This is a genomic window from Pseudogemmobacter sp. TB195 (assembly GCF_058313095.1).
The window spans coordinates 111,655-137,287 of sequence record NZ_JBZEGG010000013.1 but is presented as its reverse complement, the minus strand read 5'-3'; the positions used below and the strand labels follow the sequence as shown (position 1 = coordinate 137,287).

General features: G+C 62.9%; 25 protein-coding genes and 1 tRNA gene. 13 read left to right on the top strand and 13 right to left on the bottom strand.

Translation table 11 applies throughout. From position 1 onward, the window contains the following. The first annotated feature begins 4 nt into the window (after positions 1-4). Complete coding sequence (locus AC4FS3_RS14780; protein WP_283178483.1) at positions 5-379, top strand: DUF6481 family protein; 375 nt, start codon at positions 5-7, stop codon at positions 377-379. A gap of 539 nt (positions 380-918) precedes the next feature. Here AC4FS3_RS14780 and AC4FS3_RS14775 read toward each other — a convergent pair. Continuing rightward, positions 919-1,173 (bottom strand): DUF982 domain-containing protein, encoded by a 255-nt coding sequence (locus AC4FS3_RS14775; RefSeq protein ID WP_283178482.1) that lies wholly within the window; start codon positions 1,171-1,173, stop codon positions 919-921. 220 nt (positions 1,174-1,393) lie between these two features. Between AC4FS3_RS14775 and AC4FS3_RS14770 the strand changes: the two genes are divergently transcribed. The 4 genes from AC4FS3_RS14770 to AC4FS3_RS14755 all read left to right on the top strand — a co-directional run bounded on the left by AC4FS3_RS14770 (position 1,394) and on the right by AC4FS3_RS14755 (position 3,894). Further along, complete coding sequence (locus AC4FS3_RS14770) at positions 1,394-1,600, top strand: cold-shock protein (RefSeq protein WP_092898656.1); 207 nt, start codon at positions 1,394-1,396, stop codon at positions 1,598-1,600. 243 nt (positions 1,601-1,843) lie between these two features. Beyond that, positions 1,844-2,044 (top strand): hypothetical protein, encoded by a 201-nt coding sequence (locus AC4FS3_RS14765; RefSeq protein ID WP_491021202.1) that lies wholly within the window; start codon positions 1,844-1,846, stop codon positions 2,042-2,044. A 410-nt stretch (positions 2,045-2,454) separates the two neighbouring features. Beyond that, the gene (locus tag AC4FS3_RS14760) at positions 2,455-3,147 is read left to right on the top strand and encodes an MgtC/SapB family protein (RefSeq protein WP_491021201.1); all 693 of its coding nucleotides are present in this window, start codon (positions 2,455-2,457) and stop codon (positions 3,145-3,147) included. A 51-nt stretch (positions 3,148-3,198) separates the two neighbouring features. Then, positions 3,199-3,894 (top strand): tyrosine-type recombinase/integrase, encoded by a 696-nt coding sequence (locus AC4FS3_RS14755; RefSeq protein ID WP_491021200.1) that lies wholly within the window; start codon positions 3,199-3,201, stop codon positions 3,892-3,894. Positions 3,895-3,960: 66 nt separating this feature from the next. On the opposite strand, the gene AC4FS3_RS14750 is transcribed toward AC4FS3_RS14755, so the two are convergent. Further along, positions 3,961-4,035: transfer RNA gene (locus tag AC4FS3_RS14750), tRNA-Glu, on the bottom strand. Positions 4,036-4,135: 100 nt separating this feature from the next. After that, entirely contained in the window at positions 4,136-5,884 is a 1,749-nt protein-coding gene (gene recJ, locus AC4FS3_RS14745) for a single-stranded-DNA-specific exonuclease RecJ (protein WP_491021199.1), read from the bottom strand. 234 nt (positions 5,885-6,118) lie between these two features. On the opposite strand from recJ, the gene AC4FS3_RS14740 reads away from it, so the two are divergent. Beyond that, positions 6,119-6,460 carry a hypothetical protein gene (locus tag AC4FS3_RS14740; RefSeq protein WP_491021198.1) on the top strand — a complete coding sequence of 114 codons (342 nt, stop codon included), beginning with the start codon at positions 6,119-6,121 and terminating at the stop codon, positions 6,458-6,460. Positions 6,461-7,120: 660 nt separating this feature from the next. Here AC4FS3_RS14740 and glpX read toward each other — a convergent pair. From glpX to AC4FS3_RS14710, 6 genes are all read right to left on the bottom strand, one after another. Then, positions 7,121-8,086 (bottom strand): class II fructose-bisphosphatase, encoded by a 966-nt coding sequence (glpX, locus tag AC4FS3_RS14735; RefSeq protein ID WP_092898627.1) that lies wholly within the window; start codon positions 8,084-8,086, stop codon positions 7,121-7,123. A gap of 101 nt (positions 8,087-8,187) precedes the next feature. After that, the gene (locus AC4FS3_RS14730) at positions 8,188-9,501 is read right to left on the bottom strand and encodes a homoserine dehydrogenase (protein WP_491021197.1); all 1,314 of its coding nucleotides are present in this window, start codon (positions 9,499-9,501) and stop codon (positions 8,188-8,190) included. A 74-nt stretch (positions 9,502-9,575) separates the two neighbouring features. Next, positions 9,576-9,860, bottom strand: coding sequence for a hypothetical protein (locus AC4FS3_RS14725; RefSeq protein ID WP_491021196.1), 285 nt, complete (start codon positions 9,858-9,860; stop codon positions 9,576-9,578). 216 nt (positions 9,861-10,076) lie between these two features. Next, positions 10,077-10,670 carry a TadE/TadG family type IV pilus assembly protein gene (locus tag AC4FS3_RS14720; RefSeq protein WP_491021195.1) on the bottom strand — a complete coding sequence of 198 codons (594 nt, stop codon included), beginning with the start codon at positions 10,668-10,670 and terminating at the stop codon, positions 10,077-10,079. Between the two features lie 13 nt (positions 10,671-10,683). After that, on the bottom strand, positions 10,684-11,274 hold the full coding sequence (locus AC4FS3_RS14715; RefSeq protein ID WP_491021194.1) for a TadE/TadG family type IV pilus assembly protein: 591 nt from the start codon (positions 11,272-11,274) through the stop codon (positions 10,684-10,686). Next, entirely contained in the window at positions 11,271-13,100 is a 1,830-nt protein-coding gene (locus AC4FS3_RS14710; protein ID WP_491021193.1) for a pilus assembly protein TadG-related protein, read from the bottom strand. The genes AC4FS3_RS14715 and AC4FS3_RS14710 overlap by 4 nt, the downstream gene beginning before the upstream one ends. 449 nt (positions 13,101-13,549) lie before the next feature. On the opposite strand from AC4FS3_RS14710, the gene AC4FS3_RS14705 reads away from it, so the two are divergent. Continuing rightward, positions 13,550-14,983: a Glu/Leu/Phe/Val family dehydrogenase gene (locus AC4FS3_RS14705; protein ID WP_092901828.1), complete on the top strand. Its 1,434-nt coding sequence runs from the start codon at positions 13,550-13,552 to the stop codon at positions 14,981-14,983. A 333-nt stretch (positions 14,984-15,316) separates the two neighbouring features. Here the strand turns inward: AC4FS3_RS14705 and AC4FS3_RS14700 are convergent, their stop codons facing one another. Continuing rightward, positions 15,317-15,529: a hypothetical protein gene (locus AC4FS3_RS14700; protein ID WP_491021192.1), complete on the bottom strand. Its 213-nt coding sequence runs from the start codon at positions 15,527-15,529 to the stop codon at positions 15,317-15,319. Positions 15,530-15,818: 289 nt separating this feature from the next. Here AC4FS3_RS14700 and AC4FS3_RS14695 point away from each other — a divergent pair, with 289 nt between their 5' ends. The 6 genes from AC4FS3_RS14695 to AC4FS3_RS14670 all read left to right on the top strand — a co-directional run bounded on the left by AC4FS3_RS14695 (position 15,819) and on the right by AC4FS3_RS14670 (position 23,330). Next, positions 15,819-17,069: a sarcosine oxidase subunit beta family protein gene (locus tag AC4FS3_RS14695; protein WP_491021191.1), complete on the top strand. Its 1,251-nt coding sequence runs from the start codon at positions 15,819-15,821 to the stop codon at positions 17,067-17,069. 468 nt (positions 17,070-17,537) lie between these two features. Continuing rightward, positions 17,538-18,056 (top strand): hypothetical protein, encoded by a 519-nt coding sequence (locus AC4FS3_RS14690; RefSeq protein ID WP_491021190.1) that lies wholly within the window; start codon positions 17,538-17,540, stop codon positions 18,054-18,056. A 125-nt stretch (positions 18,057-18,181) separates the two neighbouring features. Next, on the top strand, positions 18,182-18,475 hold the full coding sequence (locus AC4FS3_RS14685; protein WP_491021189.1) for a sarcosine oxidase subunit delta: 294 nt from the start codon (positions 18,182-18,184) through the stop codon (positions 18,473-18,475). Next, complete coding sequence (locus AC4FS3_RS14680) at positions 18,465-21,392, top strand: sarcosine oxidase subunit alpha family protein (RefSeq protein WP_491021188.1); 2,928 nt, start codon at positions 18,465-18,467, stop codon at positions 21,390-21,392. The genes AC4FS3_RS14685 and AC4FS3_RS14680 overlap by 11 nt, the downstream gene beginning before the upstream one ends. After that, the gene (locus AC4FS3_RS14675; RefSeq protein WP_491021187.1) at positions 21,385-21,957 is read left to right on the top strand and encodes a sarcosine oxidase subunit gamma; all 573 of its coding nucleotides are present in this window, start codon (positions 21,385-21,387) and stop codon (positions 21,955-21,957) included. Before AC4FS3_RS14680 ends, AC4FS3_RS14675 begins: the two co-directional genes overlap by 8 nt. Positions 21,958-22,151: 194 nt before the next feature. Further along, positions 22,152-23,330: a DegT/DnrJ/EryC1/StrS family aminotransferase gene (locus AC4FS3_RS14670; protein WP_491021232.1), complete on the top strand. Its 1,179-nt coding sequence runs from the start codon at positions 22,152-22,154 to the stop codon at positions 23,328-23,330. Positions 23,331-23,406: 76 nt separating this feature from the next. Here the strand turns inward: AC4FS3_RS14670 and AC4FS3_RS14665 are convergent, their stop codons facing one another. The 3 genes from AC4FS3_RS14665 to AC4FS3_RS14655 form a co-directional block, all read right to left on the bottom strand. Further along, a complete protein-coding gene (locus tag AC4FS3_RS14665; protein WP_491021186.1) occupies positions 23,407-24,351 on the bottom strand; it encodes a LysR family transcriptional regulator in 945 nt (314 codons plus the stop codon). A gap of 24 nt (positions 24,352-24,375) precedes the next feature. Continuing rightward, entirely contained in the window at positions 24,376-24,933 is a 558-nt protein-coding gene (phaR, locus tag AC4FS3_RS14660) for a polyhydroxyalkanoate synthesis repressor PhaR (protein WP_283178462.1), read from the bottom strand. A 189-nt stretch (positions 24,934-25,122) separates the two neighbouring features. Then, entirely contained in the window at positions 25,123-25,572 is a 450-nt protein-coding gene (locus tag AC4FS3_RS14655; RefSeq protein WP_283178461.1) for a phasin family protein, read from the bottom strand. Between the last annotated feature and the right edge of the window lie 61 nt (positions 25,573-25,633).

Here is a 25,633-nt window from a genome sequence, read left to right as displayed (position 1 = left end):
AAAAATGCGAAATAAAGAGTTCTCTGACCGTCGCGGAAATGCAGCATCTGCCAAAGCTGCGACACTTGAGGCATTTCGGGCCGCGCAAATCGCCGCCGCTCCGGAAAAGGCCGCCAGACTGGCGGAACGTGTCTCTGTTGCGGAGGCTCGCGAACAGCGCCGCGAGCAGCGCGATCGTACAAAGCTCGAAGAACAACAGAGGCTTGCCGATGAAGCCGCCGCTTCAGAGGCCGCAAAGCGCGCCGCTGAGGTGAGCGAGGTTGTGCTTCGGAAAGCTAATCTGGATGAGCGTATTGCCCGTGTTGTTGCCGATGAAGCAACGCGCAAGTCAGAGCGCGATCTCCGCTATGCGAAGCGCAAGGCCGCTGCTGCCGCCTGATCAATCCATTCAGCTGCGAAAACCAGCCTGGCTCTTCTGTCCGCAGAGCATCTTTGGTCAGGTTTTCAGGTCCGGTTTATTTTCCCTGTGGGCCCTTCGGCGCGGCGATCCTGCCGGGCTGAGGCCTCGCCCAATACTGGCCTCCATCGGTGAACACGGCAGGGCACGCCGGTAGTCCCGGCTACCGACATAACCCATGGCGATGTCGTCCTCGGTCACGCCGATCATGCGATATTGGAGCCCGGCCTGATCCTGTGGGCACTTTTGGGATCAGCGCCGGACGCAGCCGGGCCTGGGATACCGGGTAATGACTGCCCGCCCGCCCAAGGATACCGGGATTTCCGTGAGACTCTCTGTCAGGTCGCCATCAACCAGGCACCGGCTACGGGCGCTTCAGTCTCTCTCAGATCACTTAGCGAACCCAATTTGATCCGGATTTAAGCGCATTATTTCCGGAGATCACGTGGTCTGCGGGGCGCCCAAACGAAAAAAAACCGCCCCCTGCGTTCAGGGGCGGCTCTGACCTCTCGTTTCAAACCTCAGGCGACGAGGGTTTCTGATCTGAACCCGGCAGAACTGGCTGCCGCAAGGAAGGCCCGCCTGGCGGAGCCAACGCTCCCGAGGCATGCCATGGCGGCCTCGATCCGGGTAAGCGCCGTGGTCCGCGCGTCGTCTTCGACCGGCCAACGCTTGCGAAGCCAGTACCGCGCCTGTTCGATTGTGGTGAATTTCTGAATATCACCCTGGGGGGTGACGGCGATGTGCAGGGGTTTACCCCAGTCTGTTTCTATCATCCTGCTTATATGGAGACTGCCCGGGCTGATTGCAACCGGCCGGTTTCTTCCGAGGGGATGCGGGCAGGAAGATCCGGGATTTGCCACAGGCAAGCTTTTGTGGTAAGAATCGCCTGCATCTACGTTTTTGAACCCTGATCCATTCGGCGCAGTTTTCGATAATCGCTTGTGCCGGGCTGTCACTTCCTGTGGGCGGCATGTATCAGAAAAGGATATCACGATGGCCAATGGCACCGTGAAATGGTTTAACGCAACCAAAGGCTTCGGCTTCATCGCTCCTGAGGGTGGCCGTAAGGACGTGTTCGTTCACGTCACCGCACTGGAACGCGCTGGCATCCGTGGCCTCGACGATGGTCAGGCAGTGACCTTCGACATCGAAGCAGGCCGCGATGGCCGCGAATCGGCGATCAACATCAAGCTCGCCTGATATTTTTTTGATCCGTTCAGTTGTGACGGATCTCCGAGACGAACCACGGCCCATCCTGAAACGGCAATCTGCTCAGCCGAAATCGCCGATCCTGCGCCGGTCTTGCTGGCGTTTACTGCTCGGGCCGAATCGCAAACGCGGTTAAAATGGTGGAAGGTCGGAAGACAGAAAAGACGCCCGGAGGACAATACTCCGGGCGTTTCTGCGTATGGGGCGGACGTTTTCCGCCTGATCTGTCCGCCAATGAGCTGGCAGCTGGCTGCACTGGAGACGTCATTGACCAATTTTTCCCAGAAAACGCCATTCAATCTCGCCGAACATCTGGCCCGCCCGGCGACTCCCGCGGAAATCCAGAGGGCAACGGCGGCCCGCAAGAAGCACAAGGATTTCATGGCAGGTCTTGAGGCCGAGCGAAACAAAGAGGCGCTTCGGCGCAAGGCCTGACCTCAGAATCCCTTAAAGCGAACGGTTTCAATTTCGGGCGGTCCGGCTTTTCGTCCGGGACGCGCTCTGCGGTCGCTGCCGCGCGGCGCTTTCTGTCGGGAGGGCGCATGTTCTGGCGGGGTGCTTTGCTGCCGGACCAGCCTGCCGCTCCCTGTTGCCTGAGGATGCCGCGACGAACTTCGCGGCCACAGGCCTGGAATGGGCAGCCAGGGCCGGTCTTGCCGCAAAACACACCGGAAGTCCTGAAAGCGGGCGCTGCAGCGTCGAAGGGCCCATCATGCCGCCCAGACCAGGGCGCATAGATCCTCACGGCCCTCGCACAACGTGCCTCCCGGAGGAGGGGGCGTCACAAGCAGGTGACAAGGTGGCGCGTGATGGCGTAACGTTGCCCTCCCCAGAGGGAGCGCCCGATGCCTGCCGATCTGCTTGCCGCTGCTGCCAATATGTCTGTTGCCGTGGCCTGCGGCGCGCTGATCGGAATGGAAAGACAGATCCGGCAGCGCAAAGCCGGGCTGCGGACCAACGCGCTGGTCGCCCTTGGGGCGGCGGCCTATATGGTGTTTTCCACCCTGATCGACGGCGATATGAGCCCCAGCCGTGTGGCGGCGCAGGTGGTCAGCGGGATCGGCTTTCTGGGCGCCGGGATCATTTTTCGTGACGGGGCCAATGTCCATGGCCTGACCACCGCAGCGACGCTTTGGTGCGCCGCAGCAGTGGGCCTGCTCGCGGGCGGAGGCCACTGGGATTACGCTCTGGTTGCCACGGGGCTGGTGGTTTTCGTGAATTTCGCGCTGCGGCCATTTGTTCAGTGGATGAAGCGTCGGATGGGGGCGGCGGGCGGCGGACATCGGCCATTCACTGTGAGGGTTCTTGTCCCGGCGGTGCAGGAGGCGCAAGCCCGCAGCCTGCTTTTGGGCACGCTCGCGCTGAGCGGGCTGCATCTGACGGGGATCGAGCTGCGCGAGTCGGGCGACGCAGTGGAACTGATTGCCACCGTCAGTGGTGATGCGACTGTCGAAACCCGGCTGGAACAGGCGGTGCAACGCATCGCGGCCGAGCCGGGGCTGTTGCGGCTGCGCTGGTCGGCCCCGGAAGAGGGCTAGGACGCACAGGTCGGGGCCGCCAGACCCTCCCGCTTCGGACGCAAACACGTCATGTTCATTCTGGGAGAGATGTCGGATCGTCCCGAAGCGGCAAACACCCTCCTGAAACGCCTCAAAGTGCTGATGGGCTTCGCGGTGGATATGGACATTATTCCGCACAATCCGCTCACTGGCCTCAAAGGCTTCAAGAGCACCAGCGACGGTTTTCACACTTGGACCGAGGAAGAAATTGCGGCCTTTGAAGATCGGCACCCGATAGGCTCTACGGCCCGGCTGGCCATGACGCTCATGCTTTGCACGGGGCAACGCCGATCTGATGCGGTTCGGACGGGCTGGCAGCACGTCAAGGACGGGCTTATCACCGTGCGGCAGCAAAAGACCCAGGCCACGCTGGCGATACCTTTGCACCCGGATCTAAGAGCGGTGTTGGATCAGACGCCAAGGGCCAACCTGACTTTTCTTCTGACCGAGCACAGCAAGCCCTTCACGACGAACGGCTTCGGCAACTGGTTGCTGGCCAGGTGCGACGCGGCGGGGCTTCCTGCCTGTTCTTCGCTTGGGCCGCGCAAGGCATGTGCCCGCCGCCTGGCAGAGGCGGGATGCAGCAATCAGGAGATCAAGGCAATCAACCGGGCACGAGACAGAAGCCGAGGTGACACAATACACCAAAGCCGCCGATCAGAAGACGCTGCCGCAACACGCCATGGGCGAGCTGATCGAACTCGAACCCAAACAACAATCTGCTAACCCCTCCGAAAAGGTTAGCAACCCAAAGGGATAAATCTTTGATAATCTTGGGAGAGTTTGCAGAAGTGGCAGCCCGTAGGGGAGTCGAACCCCTCTTTTCAGGTTGAAAACCTGACGTCCTAACCGATAGACGAACGGGCCACTTTCTTCTTCGCCGCTGTTCTTTTTCGTCCCAGCGTCTCTGTGAGGCGGTGTTTAGTCGGCGCTCACAGGATGCACAAGAGGAAAAATAACAAAATTCTCAATCAGCTGCTGCGGCATCCTCCAGACGCAGCTGAACCCTGGATTTTCCGCCCCAAGTGTTGATCTCCAGGCGGCCCGCAAGGTGGAACAGCCGGTGACCGCTATTCTCCAGTTGTGGCCCCAACGGGCCGTCAAAAGCGCCAAAAGCCATGATCTCGGGGCCCTGAGCCCGGCCCCGGATGGTGAGCTTCAGATGGGTGGTTCCGATTCTTCTGCCCTGAACTGCGACCGAGGGAATCACAAATCGCGGTGACGGTGCTGAGGCTCCAAAGGGACCGGCCTGCGCGATCTGTTCGACAAATTCAACATTGGCTGCCTCGGGCAAAAGAATGCTGTCGATCCGAAGGGGCTCGGGGCCGGTTCCGCCGGCGCCCTGCCGCGACAGCAACTCGCCGAGTCGCATCATGGCGGGTTCCAGCATGGCGCGGGTCAGGCTGAGTCCTGCCGCCATTTTGTGGCCGCCGCCTTTCTCCAGCAGCCCCTCGGCGGCGATGCGGTGGATCGAGGCGCCGAGATCCACCCCCGGCACGGAGCGGGCGGAGCCCTTGCCGTGATCTCCGTCGAAGCCGATCACCACAGCCGGCCGGCCGGTCGCCTCTTTCAGCCGTGCGGCGACGATGCCGACGACGCCGGGATGCCAGCCATCCCCTGCGGCCCAGACCAGCGGCCCCTCTGTGCCGCGCGCCTCGGCCTGCGCGAGGGCCTCCTCACGCACCCGGTCGGTGATCTCGCGACGTTCCGTGTTCAGATCATCCAGCCGCCTGGCCAGAGCCAGAGCCTCGGTCTCGCTGGCGGTCGCAAGCAGCCTCGCGCCAAGATCCGCCTCGCCGATCCGGCCACCGGCATTGATGCGCGGGCCCAGCAGAAAGCCGAGCGCATAGGCCGTCGGCGCCTGATCCATGCGGGCAATATCGGCAAGCGCGCGCAGGCCCACCCTGTCGCGTCGCGCCATCACCCGGAGGCCCTGGCGGACAAAGGCACGGTTCACGCCTGTCAATGGGGCAACATCCGCTACGGTTGCGAGGGCTACGAGATCGAGAAACCCCATAAGATCCGGGCCCTTGTGGCCTGCGTCCCGCAGCTGGCGCCCGGCTTCGACCAGCATGAGGAAGACGACCGCTGCGGCGCAGAGATGGGCAAGGCTGCCATCCTCATCCTGGCGGTTCGGGTTCACCACCGCGATCGCCTCCGGCAGGGTTTCGGCTCCAAGGTGGTGATCGAGGATCACAACATCGGCGGGCCGGGCAGCGGCCACAGGATCATGGCTCAGCGTGCCGCAATCGACGCAGATGATCAGAGTATGGTCGCGCGCAAGCGCCTGCATCGCGGGTATATTAGGGCCATACCCCTCGTCGATGCGGTCGGGAATGTAGAGGGTCGCCTGATGCCCCATTTCGCGCAACCAGATCAGGAGCAGCGCCGCCGAAGACCCGCCATCGACATCATAATCGGCGAAAACCGCGATTCTCTCGCGCCGCTCAAGTGCGGTCAGAAATCTCGCTGCCGCTTTCTCCATATCCTTCAGCCGGCGTGGATCGGGCAGGAGATCGCGCAGCTGCGGATTGAGAAAGGCCTGGACATCTTCGGCGGCAACGCCCCGGGCGGTCAGAATGCGACAAAGCGGCAATGGCAGGCGGGTCTGTTGCCCCATCGCCTCGGCAAGCCGTTCTGCGCCTGCGTCAGGTCCAACCCAGCGACGCCCGTTCAGAGAGGCCGCGACACCCAGAAATGCATGATCTTGTGACATGCCTCATGGCTGGCGGAAAACGGGGCCGGGTTCAAGGGCGTTCCGGGAGGTCCTGCGATCTCGGTCATCTCTGGTGCGGCGACGGACGCCTGCTGCGGGGACAAGTGGAGGCAATCGCGCCTGTTTGTGTTTTAGAGGCAATGGGATGGATCAACGGTTCACACTTGGATGACACAGAGACGTGTCAGACGGTCCGATCTGTGACCGTGCAGCCCGCACCTGACCGGGGGCATCATGCCCAAGCAATCTCATCTGTTCGGCGGCGGGCACGTGTTCTGCTCGCGCAAACGGGGGCACGGATTGTCGACGCCTATCGACGTGCTGCCGCTGTTTCTGCGCACCGGGACCCGATCAGAAGCCTATAATATCTCTCGCAAATTTACCGTTGAGAGTGCCCGCATATCCGATGCCATGGCCCGCAATCTGATCTCTGTGGAGGCTGCCGGGAAATGGCTGTCCATGTTATCACCGAAGACCTTGCCCGAAATCTCTGCAACTGCGGCCCCGGCTGATCGCAGTGTTCGATCCGTTGCGCCTTGCGGCCACAAGACGGCTCAATGGCGGGCTATTGGATAGGCGCAGGCAGGAACGCAAACAACTGGTCAAAGATGATGGCAGGCCTGAACTGATCCCAAAGGCGATGGAGGAGCTGCACTTCCCTGAGGAGGGGCGCCTGGTTTGCCCGGAACGCCGTTCTGTCCTTTGCCGATGACCGCAAGATCGACTGGCACAATATCGCGCTCGCGGTCTGCCGCATAGATTGCAACACAGAACGCCCGCCAAAGCGCACCGGCTGGCAGACCCCAGCAGGGTTTGTGAGGTCCGTCACCCTCAACGGGGCTGAGGCTGCGCAACCCGCAAAACTCCGCGCAATCGCCCAATGCCCGAGCCGCCCAGACAGGCAAAGCTCAAGCTATGTGTCTCGCTCGCGCTGGATAAAAGCAGGGGGCGAGGTCAGTTGAGATCGATGGAAAGCCACGACGGCACAGGACTGCTCATACGGTCCCCATAGTGGGCACTTTGAGTGCCGATCGGGGGCCGCCATTCGCCGCGGATTGACAGGCGGAGGAGCGAAGAGCGCGATCCGGGCCTGATCCGGTCGCGCCTAGGCCAGATCTCCTGTCGGAGCGCCATCGGAAAGTTCCAGAGACAGATGAAAATGGCATTCACCTGTCTCTAAATATCCCGGGGGGATTCTCCCGCAGGGAGAAGGGGGGCTGGCCCCCCTGGTCCGGTTTACCGCAGCGGGCTGCGATAGGACATGCGCCGCACCGACCCGGTTTTTGACCGCATCAGGATCGTCTCGGTCGTCACCCAGCCCGGTTCGCGCTTGATGCCCGAAAGGAGCGAGCCCGAGGTCACGCCGGTCGCCGCAAAAATCACATCAGCGCGCACGAGGTCGTCGCGGGTATAGACGCGGTCGAAATTGGTGATACCGGCCTTGCGGGCGCGGGATTTTTCATCCTCGTTGCGGAAGAGGAGCTTGCCGAAGAACTGCCCGCCCATGCATTTCAGCGCGGCGGCCGCCAGCACACCCTCGGGTGCGCCACCCGACCCCATATAGATGTCGATGCCGGTCACTTCCGGTTCGGCGCAATGCATGACGCCGGCCACATCGCCATCGGTGATCAGCCGGATCGAGGCGCCGGTCGACCGGATTTCTTCGATCAGGGCTTCATGGCGCGGGCGCTCCAGCACGCAGGCGGTGATGTCTTCGGTCGAGACGCCTTTCGAAGCCGCGAGCGCCGAGATCCGCTCGGAGGGCGTCATGTCCATCGTCACCACGCCGGGGCGGTAGCCGGGGCCGACGGCCAGCTTTTCCATATAGACGTCGGGTGCATGGAGAAGGGTGCCGCGCGGTGCCATCGCGATCACGGTCAGCGCGTTCGGCATGTCTTTTGCGGTCAGCGTGGTGCCTTCCAGCGGGTCGAGCGCGATATCCATTTCCGGCCCGTTCCCGGTGCCGACCTCTTCGCCGATGAACAGCATCGGCGCCTCGTCGCGTTCGCCTTCGCCGATCACCACGACGCCTTTAATATCAAGCGTATTCAGCTGATCGCGCATGGCATTGACCGCAGCCTGGTCGGCGGCTTTTTCGTCGCCGCGCCCGATCAGATGGGCCGAGGCCAAAGCGGCGGCCTCTGAAACGCGGGCAAGGCCCAGTGAGAGCATACGGTCCTGGAACTGAGCCTGATCGGCCATTTTGCGGATATCCCTGATGGCGTGGAGTTAACCCGAGGCTTAGCCGCCACCGCCGCCTGCCGCAAGCGCGGTAGCGCTAAAGCGGAGGCGGCGGCGTATTTTCAGACTTCTTCGATGCGGATCGCGACGGGGGTCCCGACCAGGACGCCGGTCACGCTGAATTGCGCCAGCGCATGGCTCACATCGGCGGGGGCCGCCTTATGGGTGACGATCAGCACAATCGCATCGCCGTCATCGGCATCGGGCTGGTTGATCTGGCGCATCTGGTCGATGGAGATCCCGGCCTCGCCGAGGCAGGTTGCGACCTTGGCCAGCGCACCGGGTTTGTCCTGGAGCCGCATCCTGAGGTAATAGGGCGCGGGCGTCGCAGAACGTGCCGCCACCGGATCGGTCAGCTGCCCGGCGGGGATGCCGAAGACCGGCCGGCGGTAGCCGCGCGCGATATCGATCACATCGCCCATCACCGCGCTTGCGGTCGGGCCTTCGCCGGCACCGGCGCCGCGCATCACGATCTGGCCGACCGCGTCGCCTTCGAGCACGACCATATTCGTGCCGCCCTGGAGCTGGCCGAGCGGGCTTTCCGCCGGCACGAGGCACGGGGTCATGCGCTGTTCCAGGCCGCGCCCGGTCATCTGCGCCACGCCCAGCAGCTTGATATGATAGCCCATATCATCGGCGAGGTTGATGTCGTCGATCGAGACATTGCCGATCCCCTCCAGCTCGACCTTGTCAAAGCTGACACGGGTGCCGAAGGCGATGGCAGCCAGGAGCGAGAGTTTATGCCCGGCGTCGATCCCTCCGACATCGAGGTTCGGATCGGCTTCGAGATAGCCCAGCTGGCGGGCTTCCTCGAACACGGTCTCATAGGGCAGGCCAGCCGATTGCATCCGGGTCAGGATGTAATTGCAGGTGCCGTTCATCACGCCCATGACGCGTTTGATGCGGTTACCGGCAAGGCCCTCGGTCAGCGCTTTGATCACCGGGATACCCCCGGCGACAGCCGCCTCGAACCGCAACGCAGCACCGGTTTTTTCGGCCAGTTCCGCCAGCGCCTGGCCGTGATGCGCGAGCAGCGCCTTATTCGCGGTCACCACATGTTTGCCAAGCGCCAGCGCGGCTTCGGTCGCGTCTTTCGCCGCGCCCTCATGGCCACCCATCACCTCGATGAAAACATCGACATCATCGCGTTTTGCGAGCTGAACGGGGTCGGTCTCCCAAGCGTAGCCCGAGAGATCGGCATCGCGGTTTTTTTTCGGGTCACGGGCTGAAACGGCGGTGATCACCAGCGGGCGCCCGCCGCGCGCGGCAAGGGTTTCGGCCTCGCGCCGGATGATTTTCACCACGCCGATGCCGACAGTGCCGAGGCCGGCAATCCCAAGGCGGAGGGGTCCGGTTTCAGACGGCGTGCTCGACATGGGAGGCCTCATATTGCTGTTCCGCCCAGGGTGTTAGCCCAAGGCCTTGCCGGGCGCAACGGCGGCGATAGGGCTCAGGCCCGGCCTGCCGCGATGGCCGCGGCCAGGCGGGCACGGGTGGCCGGGTCAAGCACCGGTCCCTGCATCAGCCTGGCGCGGTTTTGCAGCCGGGCGGCGCGGGCGGCCAGAGCCTCACCGGTTGACGCCGAGATGCGCCCGGATGGCGCCTGCGCCAGCACGTCGTCCATCGGCAAAAGCGAGGGCGGTGCGCCGGAGGCCTCGGGCAGGGGGCCGAGCTCGGGGAAGGGCGCGCAGCCCAGAAGCGCGATGAGCGGAAGAAAGATCGGAAGGCGTGTCATCTGCGGGCTTGCCTGGCGGGTGAAGGAGGGCGGGTGAAGGGGAAGGCGGGTGAGGGAGGCGCGGGCGCACGCGCCGGATCTGTGGCGGACACTAACCCGACTGCGCGCCCCGCGAAAGCCCGCCTGCCACATTCGCCGACGAGGCAAGCGAAGATGCGAAAGGCCGCGCGTGGATGCGCGCGGCCTTTCGCAGAGACAGAGCGGGCCCGACGCCTTTCAGCTCGCCGCGCTCTCGCAGGGCGTCATGTTTTCGCTCAGGCAGACACTGAGGTAGAAGCGCGGCTTCGTCACGATGAAATTGCGGAAGTCTGACACCGGTATGCCGACATCGAAGGCCGGATAGTATTTGGTCCAGGTCTCAAGGATAACGGTCGACTCGCCGGAATTCATCACCGGGATCAGATGGCGGAGGTCGTTGTTCACGTCACTCGCTGTCAGCGGGGTCTTCTTTCCATTGGGCGAGCGCGAGAAAATCAGGGAATATCTGCCGGTTTCTCTGATCTCGTCATAGATCCATCTGACCGATGTGATGCGCATCGAGATGACGTTCGGGCGCTCCATCAGCCCCTCCATCACGGTTTCCATGCCGTTGATGAAGTTCATGTCCACCTCCTTCTGACGCGAGACCAGATCGGCCACGGCATAGGCGGCCTTCTGGCCTTCATTGATGGTGCGCCAGGTATCCCACCAGACAACCAGGGCCATAATGGTCCAGGTCATCAGGGGCAGCACAATGAGGAATTCGGTCATGATGACACCGGATTCGTCCCTGGCGAACTGCCGCAATTTTTTACGGGACAGGAAAAACATTACGCGCATCTCCTCAGATCGGTTCGGTCACAACGACCGTTGCGCTGGCCAGTTCATATTTTCCGGTGGCCGAGTCCTTGGTCAGACGCATCGAGAAATAGGTCGAAGGGAAAATTGGATCCTCAAGCGCGCAGACGCGGATCAGCATGATCCGGTTCTGGTCATGAGCCTCGTCCGGAACCGTGCCGGGAATCGGCGAGACCAGGGGATCGTTGCGGTCGCCACAGAACACCCGAAGCTGGCCGGTCCGGGGATCAAAGCGCGACGGAAGGGTCCAGGGCGTGGTGCTTGTGTTGACCGGCTCGATCCAGACCTTCAGGTTGTTCTTGCAATCCGCCACTGCAAGCGTGAACTGGCAGACCCGGTTCCGGATCTGTTCAGCATCCATACTCCGCATATGGCCGAGCCGGTAATCGCGGATCGCGATATCGAGACCACGATCAAGCATGGCGCTGCGCACCATGAAGAGGCCGGCCTCCATCGAAGCCATGAAAAGCATCAGCAGGACCGGCAGGCAGAAGGCGAGCTCGATCGAAGCCACGCCGTCTTCGCGACGCCAGAGACGGCGCAGGCGACGACCGACAGAAAAGGACCTGGATTTCATTGCGTCAGCTTCAATTGGCTAAGATTGGTTGCGATCAGGCGGAACGCGTCCTGGATCTTCGCTGTTTCGGTTACGTCGAAGTAATAGGTCGAAGCCGGGGTAGAGGTGCAGCTCTGGATGGCGGCCTTGCCGGCATTGGGAGCCTGAAAGGCGATGCCATAGACCAGAACTCCGGCATTGCGGGCGGCGGCGCAGTTGGAGGCCAGACGGCTGTTCATCGTCGCTGCATCGGCATAGGTTGTGTAGAGAGTACTCCGCACACCTTTGTAGACGTTTTCGCGGTTGGTGGTGTTGTTTGCCCCGAGCGGACGGCCGAAGAACTGGCGCACTGCATAGTTCATCCTGACTGAGGCCCAGACTTCCTGCCAGGTTGCGATATAGGCGGGGTCAGAGGGTCGCACGATCCGGTTCGGACTGTAGCACCCGGTATCTGTCAGGCCGAGCGGACGGTTCTGCCATGATCCCGTCGAGGGGACCCAGAAAGGTTTGCTGTTACAGACATTTGATCCGACCTTGCTTGCAAAGAAGACGGACCATTCGCCCGCGGTGGAACGCCAGATCGTGGCGGTATCAGTCGAATCCACTTTGGCGCTATTAGGGCGATAGGAAAAGCGGATGGTCGCCGGGCCGGTCTTGAAACCATCGGCGATGCGGTTATGGGCCACATGCTCGCCATCGGTCATCAGCACGATCACTTTGAGCGCGTCTTCATCGGTAGAGCTCGCGCTGTTATAGGCAAAGGGGCGCCCGTCCATATCGTCGTCCATCACGCGATGAAAGATCAGGGAATCGTAGACGTCGCGCGCGGCGGGATCCAACAGGGCCGTGGCCCAACGCATTCCCAGAAGGATCGAGGTATTGCCGCTGGCCTGCAATGCCCGGATGCCGGCTTTCGCCCTGGTGATGCTTTTGGTCGGCAGCGTGATCTCTGTCGTGGTGCTGGGGTTGCACCAGCGTTTTGCGGCGGTGTTCTCGATAGTGGCCTCGCCCGAGGTCCGCCAGTTGAAATAGCTGTCATTGGCGGAAGATGTGTTCTCTGTATCCGCTGCGGTCATCAGCGGCATTTCCAGAGATGTCGACAGGGCCAGAGTCTGGAAGATGTTGTTCCTGTCGGTCCCGATCGGGAGCTCGACGCAGTTCGAATGCCGGACCCCGTGCAGATCGCGGATATTGTAGCGCGCCCGCAATTCATCGCCCAGGTTCACCTGCGCGTTATAGGGGATGACACCGATTGAGATGCGGTTCTCGTCATCCGAGGCCTTCACCTGGTCGATGAAATCCGCCGCAGCCACACGCAGGTTGTTGATCTTGGCACCAGCCATCGAGCCCGACACGTCGAGCACCAGCATGATCTCGATATCGGTGATCTTCTGCTCAGCCACCGAGGTGTTCACCGTCTCGAGGGTTGGAATATTCATGAGATTCATGAAGATGTTATGCGACAGCACATCGGCGCGCGCTTCGACCACGCGGTAATTCATCCCGTCATCGAGACGTACATAAGCAAGATTGTCGGGAAGGCCCGCCTTCCTGAAATAATCGGCGACAATAAACCGCGCTCTCGCCTCGCGCGTGGTATAGACGTCGTCGGTCCTGAGGGCCGAGTTCATATTGGCAACCGCCAGTGTCGCCCGGTCGAGCGTATTCTGTACCGCGACACGCTGGGTCTCGAAACGCATCACATCGACAGCGATGCCGCCAAGAAGGATCATCAGGAAGAAGAAGAACACCATGACGGCCCCTATGGAGCCGTGCTCTTCCAGCGTGAATCTCTGCATCTGGCGCGAAAGGCGCACGGACAGGTCCTCAAATGCCTTCTTCTTCATATAAATACGTCCCTGTTGCCCCGGTTCGCACATCAGCCCGGTTCGTTTACCACTAAAAATCCATCCCCCCGGCAGCTGGTACCATCCTGCGGAACATAACAGCGGACCGGGGGCGCTCTGACCCACGGTGAAACTGCTTCAATCATCAGGCTGAAATGTGGCGGAGCTTCGTTCCGGCCCGGGTTTTCCGGTGGCAAAGAAACGATGTTCCTGCCCAAATTTGGATTGTGCGGAGAGAGAGAACAGCGCCGCGCAACCCGAGGGAGGTTTTTCGCACATTAACCCTTAACAAAACGCCTGCTGATACGAATCACATTGACGAAAAGACGCTGCAACCAGTCCAGGTCTGACTGTTTTTTGATCATTCTGGCCCTTGGGTCAGGCGGAAAGACCGGTCACCTTGGGATAACATGGCGGCAGGCCATGGCTGACCCTGGAGGAACATGACGATGCTGCAGACCGCCGACGAACCGAGCTTTCGCGATTCCGTCGATCTGATGTTCAGCCGCGCGGTGCGGCTGATGGATCTTTCTCCGGGGCTGGAGCAGAAGATCCGGGTCTGCAACTCGACCTATACGGTGCGGTTTGGCGTGCGGCTGCGCGGCAAGATCGAGACCTTCACCGGCTATCGCTCGGTCCATTCCGAACATATGGAACCGGTCAAGGGCGGCATCCGCTATGCGCTTTCCGTTCATCAGGACGAGGTCGAGGCGCTGGCGGCGCTGATGACCTATAAATGCGCCCTGGTCGAGACGCCTTTCGGCGGATCGAAAGGCGGGCTTTGCGTCGACCCGCGCCAGTGGGAGGAGCATGAGCTGGAGCTGATCACCCGCCGTTTCGCCTATGAACTCATCAAGCGCGACCTGATCCATCCGGCACAGAACGTGCCGGCGCCTGACATGGGCACCGGCGAGCGTGAGATGGCCTGGATCGCCGACCAATATGCGCGGATGAACACAACCGATATCAACGCCAAGGCCTGCGTCACCGGCAAGCCCCCCCATGCCGGCGGCATCCAGGGCCGGGTCGAGGCGACGGGGCGCGGCGTGCAATATGCTTTGCGCGAATTTTTCCGCCATCCGGGCGATGTGGCACTGACCGGGCTGAAAGGCGGCCTCCAGGGCAAGACCGTGATCGTCCAGGGGCTTGGCAATGTAGGCTATCACGCGGCGAAATTCCTCTCGGGCGAGGATGGCTGCAAGATCATCGGCATCATCGAACGCGATGGCGCGCTGACCGATGAAAAGGGCCTTGATGTCGATGCGGTGCGCGACTGGATCGCCCGCAATGGCGGGGTAAAGGGCTTCCCCGGCGGCAATTTCATCGAGGATGGCGCCTCCGTGCTGGAAGCCGCATGCGATATCCTGATCCCTGCCGCGATGGAGGGGGTGATCAACAAGTCGAATGCCGACCGCATCCGCGCGCCGCTGATCATCGAGGCGGCGAATGGCCCGATCACCTTTGGCGGCGACGAGATCCTGCGCCATAAGGGTAAGATAATCATCCCCGATATGTATGCCAATGCCGGTGGTGTGACGGTCAGCTATTTCGAATGGGTCAAGAACCTCTCGCATATCCGCTTCGGCCGGATGCAGCGCCGGGCGGAAGAGGCGCGCTCGCGCCTGCTGGTCGAGGAACTGGAGCAGCTCTCGGCTGACAAAGGCCTTGGCTGGACGCTGTCGGATGACTTCAAAGAGCGCTTCCTGACCGGCTCGGACGAGCTGGCCCTGGTGCGTTCGGGCCTCGATGACACGATGCGTACGGCCTATCAGTCAATGCGCGAGGTCTGGCATGGCCGCGAGGATGTCGAGGATCTGCGCACCGCCGCCTATATCGTTGCCATTGACCGCGTGGCCAAGACTTACCGGTCCAAGGGGCTCTGACCGGGGTCTGATGGATCTCTGACAGCGGGGCCGGGCATCACGCCCGGCTCCTTTTCGTTGTTCTGGCGCTACATGGTCCCCGGGACCTGTTGTGATCGCGGGGGCAGGGCGAAGGCATTGCTGACTGCGGATGTCGGCAAGGGCCTCCAGCAATCCGGCGCTGCTGATATGCCAGCGACAGAAGTCGCCTGATCGCGACCATCAGCCCCGGACCTCTGGTATCAGGCAGGATCCTGAACCCGATCATGCTCCGGGTGAAGGCAATCTGGTGGCGGCATTCATGGAGGCTTTGCTGAATGGCCTCGGCGTGTTTTGCAGGCTCTCCCCGGCAGATCAGCCATAGTCAGGGCCGATGACGCAGACCTTATCCGCTGCGGCGACCGGTTTGCGTGCTGCGGGCGGCGACTGCCACTGACTTTCATCCTGCGCCAGCGTGAAATTCCGTCCGGACATCATCAGCCGACCTGACACATCGCCGACCGGTCTGTGCCAGGCGGTGAGCCTCGCATCTGAGGGGATGCCAGTATTGCTGTTGGCTGCAATCATAACCTGGCTGCCGCCAGCCAGCAGCGCGGGCAGAAGCCGGCGCAGCCATCATAAAAACGGCCCGGGCGCGGCAAAACAAGGCGGCGCCAGACAAAAGCGATCCCGGTTCCGGTCCATGGCAGAATTCCGGCTTAGCCGCAGTCCCGCTCCCGGTCTGGCAGGGGGAAACGCCCGGGCCGCGCCTCGCGCCCGGCAAAACCAGGCGTTGCCCGCCACCATGCCAGAGCCCGGGCGTTGTAATTCTGCCGGCTTCGCTGTCTGATAGGGGCAGAGATTCCCGAGGTGTCTGATGCGTTACTCCGGCTGGAAAGTCATTCTTGAGGGGCTGCGCGGCAATCGCGGCTGGAAGCCGGTCTGGCGCCAGCCCGAGCCAAAGCCGCATTATGACGCGGTGATCATCGGCGGCGGCGGTCACGGGCTGGCAACCGCGTATTATCTCGCGAAAAACCACGGCATGACCAATATTGCGGTGCTGGAAAAAGGCTATCTCGGCGGCGGGAATATCGGGCGCAACACCACCATCGTGCGGGCGAATTACTTTCTGCCCGGCAATTCCGAATTCTACTCACACAGCCTGAAGCTCTGGGAGGGGCTGGAGGCCGATCTCAATTACAACGTGATGCACAGCCAGCGCGGGCTGATCAATCTCTTCCATTCCGACGGCCAGCGCGATGCTTTCGTGCGGCGCGGCAATGCGATGATCAACCAGGGCGATGATGCGGTGCTGCTGGACCAGGACGGCGTGCGCGATCTGCTGCCTTACCTTGATTTCGAACAGACCCGCTTTCCGATCTATGGCGGGCTGTTGCACCCGCGCGGCGGCACTGCGCGCCATGATGCGGTGGCCTGGGGCTATGCCCGCGCCGCCGACCGGCGCGGCGTCGATCTGATCCAGAATTGCGAAGTGACGGGCATCGATGTCGAGGGCGGAAAGGTGCGCGGCGTCCAGACCACGCGAGGTGTGATCCGCGCCGATAAGGTCGCGATCATCACGGCGGGGCGGTCGGGGCAGGTGGCGGCGATGGCGGGGATGCGGCTGCCGGTGGAAAGCCATATCCTCCAGGCCTTTGTGACCGAGGGGCTGAAGCCGGTGATCGACCATGTCATCAGCTTCGGCATGGGGCATTTCTACATCAGCCAGTCCGATAAGGGCGGGCTCGTCTTTGGCGGCGACCTGGATTTCTACAGCTCATATGCGCAGCGCGGCAATCTGCCGATGGTCGAACATGTGATGGAGGCCGGTATGACGCTGATGCCGATGATCGGGCGGGCAAAGGTCCTCAGGTCCTGGGGCGGTGTGATGGATATGACGCCCGACGGCTCGCCGATCATCGATAAGACCGATATCGACGGGCTGTTCCTCGATTGTGGCTGGAACTATGGCGGCTTCAAAGCGGTGCCGGCCTCGGGCTGGTGTATGGCGCATCTGATGGCCACCGGCGAAAGCCATGCGCTCGCCTGCCGCTTCCGTCTGAACCGTTTCGCGACCGGGCACCTCCTCGATGAGGAAGGCACCGGCAGCCAGCATAACCTGCATTGAGCGGGCGCCTTCATAAGATCGCCGCCCCCGGGCCGGTGATGGTGGCAGGCCCGGTTCTGGCGCGGGCTTGCGCGGATATCTGCCCGGGCGACGTGCTGCCGGACCCCGTGCATCCGCGGCCTGGCGGGGCAGGTTCCGCCTGTGCCGCGCGACGGCACCTGCGCGAGAGGGCGCGTCCGGCAGGCGGTGCGCGTGATCAGTCAGTCGGCGCCTGGCCGGCCCGGTCCCGAAGGCGCCGGGCAGAGGTGGGGGGGCAGCATACAGACCGCGCCGCATCGCCCGCGTTGAGCTTTCGCGCGGTGAGCCGGAACATCCTGTCAGACAGGCCGTCTTCGGCGCTTTGCTGCCCGAAAAGGGGCGCGTTTGACGCCGCGCCCAGCGATCAGGCCAGTGGCGCGGTACCTTCCGGGCTGTCCGGATGGGCCTGCCCCCGCGCCGTTTCCGCGACCTGTAAAGGAGTTGACTGACATGCGCCTTCTGACCGGTCTTACCCTTGCCGCCCTGTTCGCAACCTCTGCGCTGACGCAGGCCGAGGCCCGGATCCCGCAGGGCTGCTTTGCCCGTGACTATACGGCGGACCACCTCGCAAAGACCCCAAAGCAACATATCGCCTCGCTGCGGATCAGCCTCGGCCCCGACCCCTGGGGCAATGGATTTATCTCGGCCATCGTGACCGGCCGGTTCAGTGACCAAGGCCGTGCCCGCAGCGAAGGGTTCTCTGACCGCAGCTTCCGCCAGGCCGCCTTTTGCGGCGAGACCGGCGGCAAAACCACCTGCCAGGTCGAATGCGATGGCGGCAGTTTCACCATCCGCAGCGCCAGAGGCGACAGTCTCGAAATCGAGACCAGCAGTTTCACGCTGGAGGTCCCTGGTGCCGGGGACGAAGAAGGCTGTGGCGGACTCAGCGATCTGGCGGAAGCCGGCAGCGCCAAAACCACCTACCGCCTGACCCGCGCGCCGGCCTCTGCCTGCCCGCCCTGGGAGTAAACCGATGCCGCGCCTTTCATTTTCTGCCCGGAAATATCCCGGGGTGGGGCCCGCCAGGGCCGGCGGGCGTGCCCCCTTTTCCGCCCCCTTCCATCATCCCTGCCGCCCTTTGCGGAGTGCCTGACGTGAGACTGACCTGCCCCCTTTGCGGCCCGCGCGACCGCCGTGAATTCACCTATTACGGGGCGGAGGATTACCTCCACCGCCCGGGGCCGGATACCGCGCCTGATCTTTCGCCGGGCGGGGCCTGGGACAATTATCTGCATCTGCGCGACAACCCGGCCGGGCCGACCCGCGATCTGTGGTATCACGACCAGGGCTGCGCTGCCTGGCTTCTCGTCAGCCGCAACACGCTCACCCATGACATCACCGGCGTCGAGCTGGTCGCCGCCCGCAAAGGAGCGCGCGATGAGGCTTGAGGGCAAAGGCATCATCGACCGCACCCGCGAGGTGTCATTCCGCTTTGATGGCCGTGACTATCGCGGTTTTCGCGGCGATACGCTCGCCTCGGCTTTGCTCGCGAATGGGGTAAAGCTGTTTGGGCGGTCGTTCAAATATCACCGCCCGCGCGGCCTGCTGACGGCAGGCTCGGAAGAGCCTAATGCGCTGGTCGAGGTGATTGGCAAGACCTCGCGTACCCCGAATACCCGCGCCACGATGCAGGAGATTTTCGACGGGCTGGAAAGCCGCAGCCAGAACCGGCTTGGCAGCCTGCGCCATGATCTGATGGCGGTGAATGATCTTATCTCGCCCTTTCTCAGCGCCGGTTTCTACTACAAGACCTTCATGTGGCCGCGCCACTTCTGGGAAGGGCTTTACGAGCCCATCATCCGCCGCGCGGCCGGGCTTGGCAGTCTTGCAAAGGTCCATGACGAGGGCGTCTATGAGAAAGCCTGGGCGCATTGTGACCTCCTGGTGATCGGGGCGGGGCCGGCGGGGCTGATGGCCGCGCTGACCGCCGCGCGGGCCGGGGCCGATGTGATCCTCGCTGAGGAACAGCCCCTGACCGGCGGCCGCCTGATCGCCGATGGCGGGCTGATCGGCGGCGATCCGGCGGCGCAATGGGTGCATGCGGTCGAGGCAGAGCTGCGCGCGATGCCGAATGTCAGCATCATGACCCGGACAACCGTGACCGGCGCTTATGACAACGGCACTTATGGCGCGCTTGAACGCGTGGGCCTCCACCGCTCGCCCCGGCCCAATCTGCCGCGCGAATGTTTCTGGCGCATCGTGGCGAGGCGCGCGGTGCTGACCACCGGGGCGCAGGAACGCCATATCGCTTTTCCGATGAATGACCGCCCCGGGATCATGCTGGCCTCGGCGGTGCGGACCTATCTGAACCGCTTTGGGGTGGCACCGGGCAAACGTGTGACGCTGTTCGCCGCCAATGACCAGGCCCGCCAGACCGCCCGCGATCTGATGGCGGCAGGCGTCCAGGTCGCCGCGATCATCGACCCGAGGGAAGGTGTTTCGGTGGTCGAGGAGTGCCCGGTCCATGCCGGCGCGGTGGTGATCGACACCAAAGGCCGCCATGCTTTGCAGGCGATCACTGTCAGGAAAGGCTCCGAGACCTTCCGGATCGAGACCGATTGCCTTGCGGTTTCGGGCGGCTGGAATCCGGGCCTGCACCTGACCTGTCATATGAACAGCCGCCCGCGATGGTCCGAGGAGATCGCGGCTTTCGTGCCGGTCGAAGCTGCGGTGCCGGGGCTTGCTGCGGCAGGTGCTGCGAATGGGTCTTTCTCGACCCATGGCGCGCTGACGGCGGGCAGGCTGGTCGCAGAACAGGCGCTGGCGGCGCTTGATCTGCGGGCGCCGGAACTGGCCGTGCCGGCGGCGGAAGACGCGCCCTATACCCATCGCGCGATCTGGTCGGTCGAGGGCGCAAAGGGCCGCAATGGCCGCGCCTGGCTCGACTTTGCCAATGACGTCACGGTCAAGGATGTGCAGCTCTCGGCCCAGGAGAATTTCGCCAGCGTCGAGCATATGAAGCGCTACACGACGCAAGGCATGGCGCCCGATCAGGGCAAAAATTCGAATGTGGCGGCGCTGGCGGTGTTGGCGGATGCGACCGGACGGGGCATCCCGGAAACCGGGACGACCACTTTCCGCCCGCCCTATGTGCCGGTTTCCATCGCTGCGATGGGGGCGGGGGGGCGTGCGAAGGGCTTTGCGCCCGAACGCTTCCTGACCTCGGACCAGGCCTCGCGCGACCGGCTGGCGCCGATGATCGAGGCCGGGCTCTGGTATCGCCCCTCCTACTTCCCGAAACCGGGCGAGACGACCTGGCGCGAGGCCTGCGACCGCGAGGTTCGCATGGTGCGCAGTGCGGTCGGGGTCTGTGATGTCTCGACGCTTGGCAAGATCGACATTCAGGGGCCGGATGCGGGGCGGTTTCTCGATTTCGTTTATACTAATACGTTCAGTACCTTGCCGGTCGGCAAGGTCCGCTACGGGCTGATGCTGCGCGAAGACGGGCTTGTCATGGATGACGGCACATCGGCGCGCCTGTCAGAGACCCACTATCTGATGACCACCACCACGGCCGCAGCGGGCCAGGTGATGCGCCATCTCGATTTCGTGCAGCAGGCGTTTTGCGCGACATGGAAGCTGCGGCTGATTTCCGTCACCGAGGCCTTCGCGCAATTCGCCATTGCCGGCCCGAAGGCGCGCGCGCTGATCGACACGGTGCTGGATCAGCCTTTGGGCGATCTGCCCTTCATGGGGGTCCGGCCGGTCACGGTCGGCGGGGTGGAGGCGCGGCTGTTCCGTATCTCGTTTTCTGGCGAGGAAGGCTATGAGCTGGCGGTGCCGGTCGATTACGGCGAGGCGCTGTATCGTGACCTGGTCGCCCGGGCCGAGACCATGGGCGGCGGCCCCTACGGGATGGAGGCGCTGAATGTGCTCCGGATCGAAAAGGGCTTCCTGACCCATGCCGAGATCCATGGCCGGGTCTCGGCTGATGATGTCGGCCTTGGGGCCATGGTCAGCACGAAGAAGGATTGCATCGGTCGCGCGGCAAGCCAGCGCCCCGGCCTGTGGGGGCCTGATCGCGAACAGCTGGTCGGGCTGAAGGCCTCCGGGGCCATTTCTGCCGGCGCGCATCTCTTCCGCCCTGGCTTTGCCGTCGAGCGTGAGAATGACCAAGGCTATGTCACCTCGGTTTGCTGGTCGCCGACGCTCGACAGCTGGCTCGGGCTGGCTTTCCTGACCGATGGCCGTGCGCGGCATGGCGAGAGGATCCGGCTGGTCGACCACCTGCGCGGCATTGATGTGGAATGCGAAGTCACCCACCCGGTGTTCTTCGACGCGGATGGAGGGCGGATGCGTGGCTGAACTGATCGCAAAAGCGGCGCTGGACGGGCAGGGGCCGGTGACATGGGGGGGGCTGGTGCTTTCTGTGCTGCCGCCCGCGCCTGTCTGGTCGATTGCGCCCTTTCCGGGCGAGGATCTTACGCCCGCGCTGGCGACCCTCGGGCTTGAATTTCCGGCGCCGGGGCACAGCCATAGTGCCGGCGATCTGCGCCTGATCTGGACTGGGCGCGATCAGGCCTTCCTCTTCGGCGGGCGCCCGCCCGAGGGGCTGGCGGCAGCGGTGACCGATCAGTCCGGCGCCTGGACGGGCTTCTCGCTTGCGGGGGCTGGCGGCGAGGCGGCGCTCGCGCGGCTGGTCACGCCGGATCTGCGGCTCGCGGCATTCCCGGTCGGTCATGTGGTCCGGACCGGGCTGAACCATATCCCGGCAATCGTCCTGCGCGAGGGCGAGACGGAGTTTCATATCCGGGTGTTTCGGTCCATGGCACGCAGCGCCTGGGCTGAACTGGTCGAAGTGCTGGAGCATCTTGCGGCCCGTGCGGCGGCCGTGCAGGGCGGCGTATCGGCTCCGGCCAGAACAGGCTGAGGGATAAGGGAAGGGTAAATCCTTCCCTTTTTAGCCTGCGTCAGAGGAGAAAAGACTGGCGGAAACCGGCCAGTTAAAAATTCGTCACTGGCATGTCGCAGGGAGCGGGTTTAAATGCTTCCTGAATAGAGTTTTCAGGAAAGCTGAACATGGCTGCCGATGGTCAGAACCCGGTGATCGAAGACACCCCCCGTATGAATGCCCATAAAGCCCCCGATCTGCATGAGGCAGAGCCGATCCCGGCAGCGGCCCGTGCCGCGATCGAGGAGCTGCTGCAATCGGCTGACCTCTTTCGCTACAATGCGCCGAAAGACGCGCCGGTCGCGCTGCTGGAGGCCGAATTCGCTGAACTTCTGGGCGCGAAATATGCCCTCGCCGTGTCCTCCTGCTCGGCGGCTCTCTTCCTGACGATGAAGGCGCTGGATCTGAAACCCGGTGCGAAAGTGCTGATCCCGGCCTTTACCTTTGCGGCGGTGCCCTCGGCCGTGGTGCATGCGGAATGCGTGCCGGTGCTGGTCGAAGTGGGCCAGGATATGCGCATCGATATCGCTAATTTCAAAGCGAAACTTGCCGGCGCCGATGCGGTGCTGATCAGCCATATGCGGGGCCATACCTCGGATATGGATGCGATCTGCGCGCTTGCCGATGCGGCGGGTATCCCGGTGATCGAGGATGCGGCCCATAGCCTTGGCACACTCTGGCACGGGAAGAAGCTGGGGACGATCGGTAAGGCGGGCTGTTTCAGCTTTCAGTCTTACAAGATGGTGAATGCGGGCGAAGGTGGCATGATGATCACCGATGATCCGGAACTCGCAGCGCGCGCGATCATCATGTCTGGCGCCTATGAGGAAAACTGGAAGAAACATGGCGGGCTGCAAAACAGCTTCGGCCATTGGCAGAACAAGCTGCCTTTGTACAATGTGCGGATGCAGAACCTTTCGGCGGCGGTGATCCGGCCGCAATTGCCGATGCTGGCGGATCGGGTGACGAAGGGCCGGGCCAATCACGACCATGTGGCTTTTCTGCTGAATGAAAACCCCTGGCTCTCGGTGCCGCTGGCGCTGGCCCCAGAGGAACGCGCGCCGGATTCGATCCAGTTCAGTCTGATCGGCGAATGGAGCGATACCGAGGCGCGCGCCTTCCAGACCGAGGCGAAAACGCGTGGAGTGCCGGTGCAGATTTTCGGCCTCTCCGAAGGCAATGCGCGGGCCTTCTGGAACTGGCAGTTCCTTGGTGAGACGCCCGAGCTGCCGATGACCAGGGCGATGCTGATGCGGGCCTGCGATATGCGGCTGCCGGTGCGGCTTAAGCGCGAGGAGCTGGATTATCTGGCAACGGCGGTGCTTGACGCGGTGAAAGCCGTCAAGGGTTGAAACGTCCGGTTCCTTACAAGGAACCGGCACGAAATCTTTAAAGATTTCGTTCGGCGCGTCTCTGGCGGAACTTAGTTTACAGGATTGAGAGCTGGTCTTTCAGCCAGGGCCAGTCCTGCAGGGCAGGGGTCTGAACTTCCTCGCGCACAAGGATCCGCAACCGGCCCGCGATCAGGGCCGGGATGTCGCGCAGGACGCCCGCGCGGGCCATCAGCGAGAGGCTGCGCGACAGGGCGGCGAAGGGCAAAGGCGAGACCTCGACTTCGGCGCGGAAACGCCGCGCCTGATGCAGCGCCAGCGGCGGCAGAATGGCCCATCCTTCGCCCCCGGCCACCATGGCAAGGATCGCGTGATAGCTGTCGAGCTCGAAGCGCGCCGCAGGGCGCTGGCCCTCGCGCAAGAGATGCGCCGCGATCTGGCGGCCCATCAGATGCCGGGCAGAATACTGGATCAGTGGCAGATCCGCCGCGCCGCTTTTTGGCCGGATTGCCAGAAACGGCTCGCGCAGGATCGGATGCTGCTCGCGCTCGCCTTCCCAGGTCACTTCGCCGGGCAGATCCGCCGCCACCACGATATCCAGCGCTCGTGCATCGAGCTTTTCCAGCAAACGGTGCGATGGCCCGGTCTCGAGCAGGAAGCGGCAGCCCGGCAATTCGCGCGCCAGGGCCGATAAAAGCCGGGGCGTCACATCGGCTTCGAAATCCTCGATCATCCCGAGGCGCAGCGTGGTCAGCCCGGCCAGATCTGAGCGCGCGAGTTCCGCCCGCGCCTCCTGGGCTGCATTCAGCATGGTCTGGGCATGGCGGCGGAACATCGTCCCCGCCGGAGTCATCCGCACCGGCCTTGCGCCGCGATCCAGCAGGACCGTGCCAAGCGCGGCTTCAAGCCCGCTCAACTGCTGGCTGACCGCCGACGGGCTGACCCCGAGCCGCCGCGCGGCTGCAGAAATCGCACCTTCCTCGGCGGCAGCGAGGAAAACCTCGATCCCCCAGAGCGTTACACGGCCCTCGGTTTCCGCCATATTGGCCTCCGCAGCGGGCTGGGGTCAGAGTTTCGAGAGCTTTGCCTGCAATTCGGCCAGCTGCTTTCGGATATCGGCGAGGTCTTCGCCCTTTTCCGCGGCCGGTTCGGCTTCCGGCCCCGAAGTGGCCCCCGGCCAGCCCGGCATGCCGTTCATCACGGTCTTGAGGAAGGCCTCCTGCTGTTTCCGGAGCGCATCAAAACCCGGCATTGTGGCCATCGGATTGGGAAAGGTGGACAGGTTCTCGACCATTTTCGACTGACTGTTGCGCAGCATTTCAAACGAACTTGCAAGGAATTGCGGCATCACCGCCTGCATGCCGGTCGTATAGCTGCGCACGAGATCGGTGAGCACATTCACCGGCAGCACATTCTGACCCTTGGATTCATGTTCCGCCACGATCTGAAGCAGATATTGCCGCGTCAGGTCATCGCCGGTTTTCAGGTCGATGATCTGCACCTCGCGCCCCTTGCGGATCAGGCCGGCAATATCCTCCAGCGTCACATAATCCGAGGTCTCGGTATTATAGAGACGACGGCTGGCATAGCGCTTGATCAGCAATGGCTTGTCAGTGGCGGACATTCTGCTCTCCTCCCGGGATTTACGGTAATCGACGCTGCAGGGCGTCAATTCCGTTTGCGCTCGCAGAGAAGCTTAGCGGCGCGTCTGATCAAAAAGCAAGAGCGGGCTCGACCGAGCCCGCTCAAACCTGGATCCTGACCGGCACCCGGGGAGGGGACGCTCCGGCCGGGGACTGTTTCGCGGCTGCGATTACTTCGCGGCAGCGGTGGCTTTTTTGGCAACCGACTGCACGTCGGCCGCGGCTTTTTTCACAGCGGCGGATGCGTCGTCCTGGGCTTCCTTGCCGGCGGCAAGCAGCAGTTCAACGGTCTCGACCTGGACTTTTTTCGCGATTTCAGCGAAGGCAGCCAGGTTCTCGGCAGCAGCTTCGGCAGATTTCGACGCGAAATCGGTCACGGCTTTGGTGTAGTCAGTCGGATCGGTTTTGGCTTTGGTGATGTCCGAGAGACGCGAGAAGGTCTCTTTGGCCCAGATGGCCGACAGCTCGGTCGATTTCTCGGCGGCTTCGAGAGCGACTTTCGAGAATTTCTCGCCGAAAGCGGCCTGGGTTTTGAATGCGTTCTGGAAAGCCGAAGCGTCAACCGGGAAAGAAGCCAGGACGTCCTGGAAAACTTTGGTGAAGTCAGTGGTCTTGTTCATTGCAATTCTCCTGAATATCGGGCGGTTGCAGCGGTTCAGCCCGTTTCCTGAAGGACTATAT

Bases quoted from the DNA above. Each gene is read 5' to 3' on its own strand.
- AC4FS3_RS14780 (WP_283178483.1), top strand. From the start codon at position 5: ATGCGAAATAAAGAGTTCTCTGACCGTCGCGGAAATGCAGCATCTGCC.
- AC4FS3_RS14775 (WP_283178482.1), bottom strand. From the start codon at position 1,173: ATGATAGAAACAGACTGGGGTAAACCCCTGCACATCGCCGTCACCCCC.
- AC4FS3_RS14770 (WP_092898656.1), top strand. From the start codon at position 1,394: ATGGCCAATGGCACCGTGAAATGGTTTAACGCAACCAAAGGCTTCGGC.
- AC4FS3_RS14765 (WP_491021202.1), top strand. From the start codon at position 1,844: ATGAGCTGGCAGCTGGCTGCACTGGAGACGTCATTGACCAATTTTTCC.
- AC4FS3_RS14760 (WP_491021201.1), top strand. From the start codon at position 2,455: ATGCCTGCCGATCTGCTTGCCGCTGCTGCCAATATGTCTGTTGCCGTG.
- AC4FS3_RS14755 (WP_491021200.1), top strand. From the start codon at position 3,199: ATGTTCATTCTGGGAGAGATGTCGGATCGTCCCGAAGCGGCAAACACC.
- recJ (WP_491021199.1), bottom strand. From the start codon at position 5,884: ATGTCACAAGATCATGCATTTCTGGGTGTCGCGGCCTCTCTGAACGGG.
- AC4FS3_RS14740 (WP_491021198.1), top strand. From the start codon at position 6,119: ATGCCCAAGCAATCTCATCTGTTCGGCGGCGGGCACGTGTTCTGCTCG.
- glpX (WP_092898627.1), bottom strand. From the start codon at position 8,086: ATGGCCGATCAGGCTCAGTTCCAGGACCGTATGCTCTCACTGGGCCTT.
- AC4FS3_RS14730 (WP_491021197.1), bottom strand. From the start codon at position 9,501: ATGTCGAGCACGCCGTCTGAAACCGGACCCCTCCGCCTTGGGATTGCC.
- AC4FS3_RS14725 (WP_491021196.1), bottom strand. From the start codon at position 9,860: ATGACACGCCTTCCGATCTTTCTTCCGCTCATCGCGCTTCTGGGCTGC.
- AC4FS3_RS14720 (WP_491021195.1), bottom strand. From the start codon at position 10,670: ATGTTTTTCCTGTCCCGTAAAAAATTGCGGCAGTTCGCCAGGGACGAA.
- AC4FS3_RS14715 (WP_491021194.1), bottom strand. From the start codon at position 11,274: ATGAAATCCAGGTCCTTTTCTGTCGGTCGTCGCCTGCGCCGTCTCTGG.
- AC4FS3_RS14710 (WP_491021193.1), bottom strand. From the start codon at position 13,100: ATGAAGAAGAAGGCATTTGAGGACCTGTCCGTGCGCCTTTCGCGCCAG.
- AC4FS3_RS14705 (WP_092901828.1), top strand. From the start codon at position 13,550: ATGCTGCAGACCGCCGACGAACCGAGCTTTCGCGATTCCGTCGATCTG.
- AC4FS3_RS14700 (WP_491021192.1), bottom strand. From the start codon at position 15,529: ATGATTGCAGCCAACAGCAATACTGGCATCCCCTCAGATGCGAGGCTC.
- AC4FS3_RS14695 (WP_491021191.1), top strand. From the start codon at position 15,819: ATGCGTTACTCCGGCTGGAAAGTCATTCTTGAGGGGCTGCGCGGCAAT.
- AC4FS3_RS14690 (WP_491021190.1), top strand. From the start codon at position 17,538: ATGCGCCTTCTGACCGGTCTTACCCTTGCCGCCCTGTTCGCAACCTCT.
- AC4FS3_RS14680 (WP_491021188.1), top strand. From the start codon at position 18,465: ATGAGGCTTGAGGGCAAAGGCATCATCGACCGCACCCGCGAGGTGTCA.
- AC4FS3_RS14670 (WP_491021232.1), top strand. From the start codon at position 22,152: ATGAATGCCCATAAAGCCCCCGATCTGCATGAGGCAGAGCCGATCCCG.
- AC4FS3_RS14665 (WP_491021186.1), bottom strand. From the start codon at position 24,351: ATGGCGGAAACCGAGGGCCGTGTAACGCTCTGGGGGATCGAGGTTTTC.
- phaR (WP_283178462.1), bottom strand. From the start codon at position 24,933: ATGTCCGCCACTGACAAGCCATTGCTGATCAAGCGCTATGCCAGCCGT.
- AC4FS3_RS14655 (WP_283178461.1), bottom strand. From the start codon at position 25,572: ATGAACAAGACCACTGACTTCACCAAAGTTTTCCAGGACGTCCTGGCT.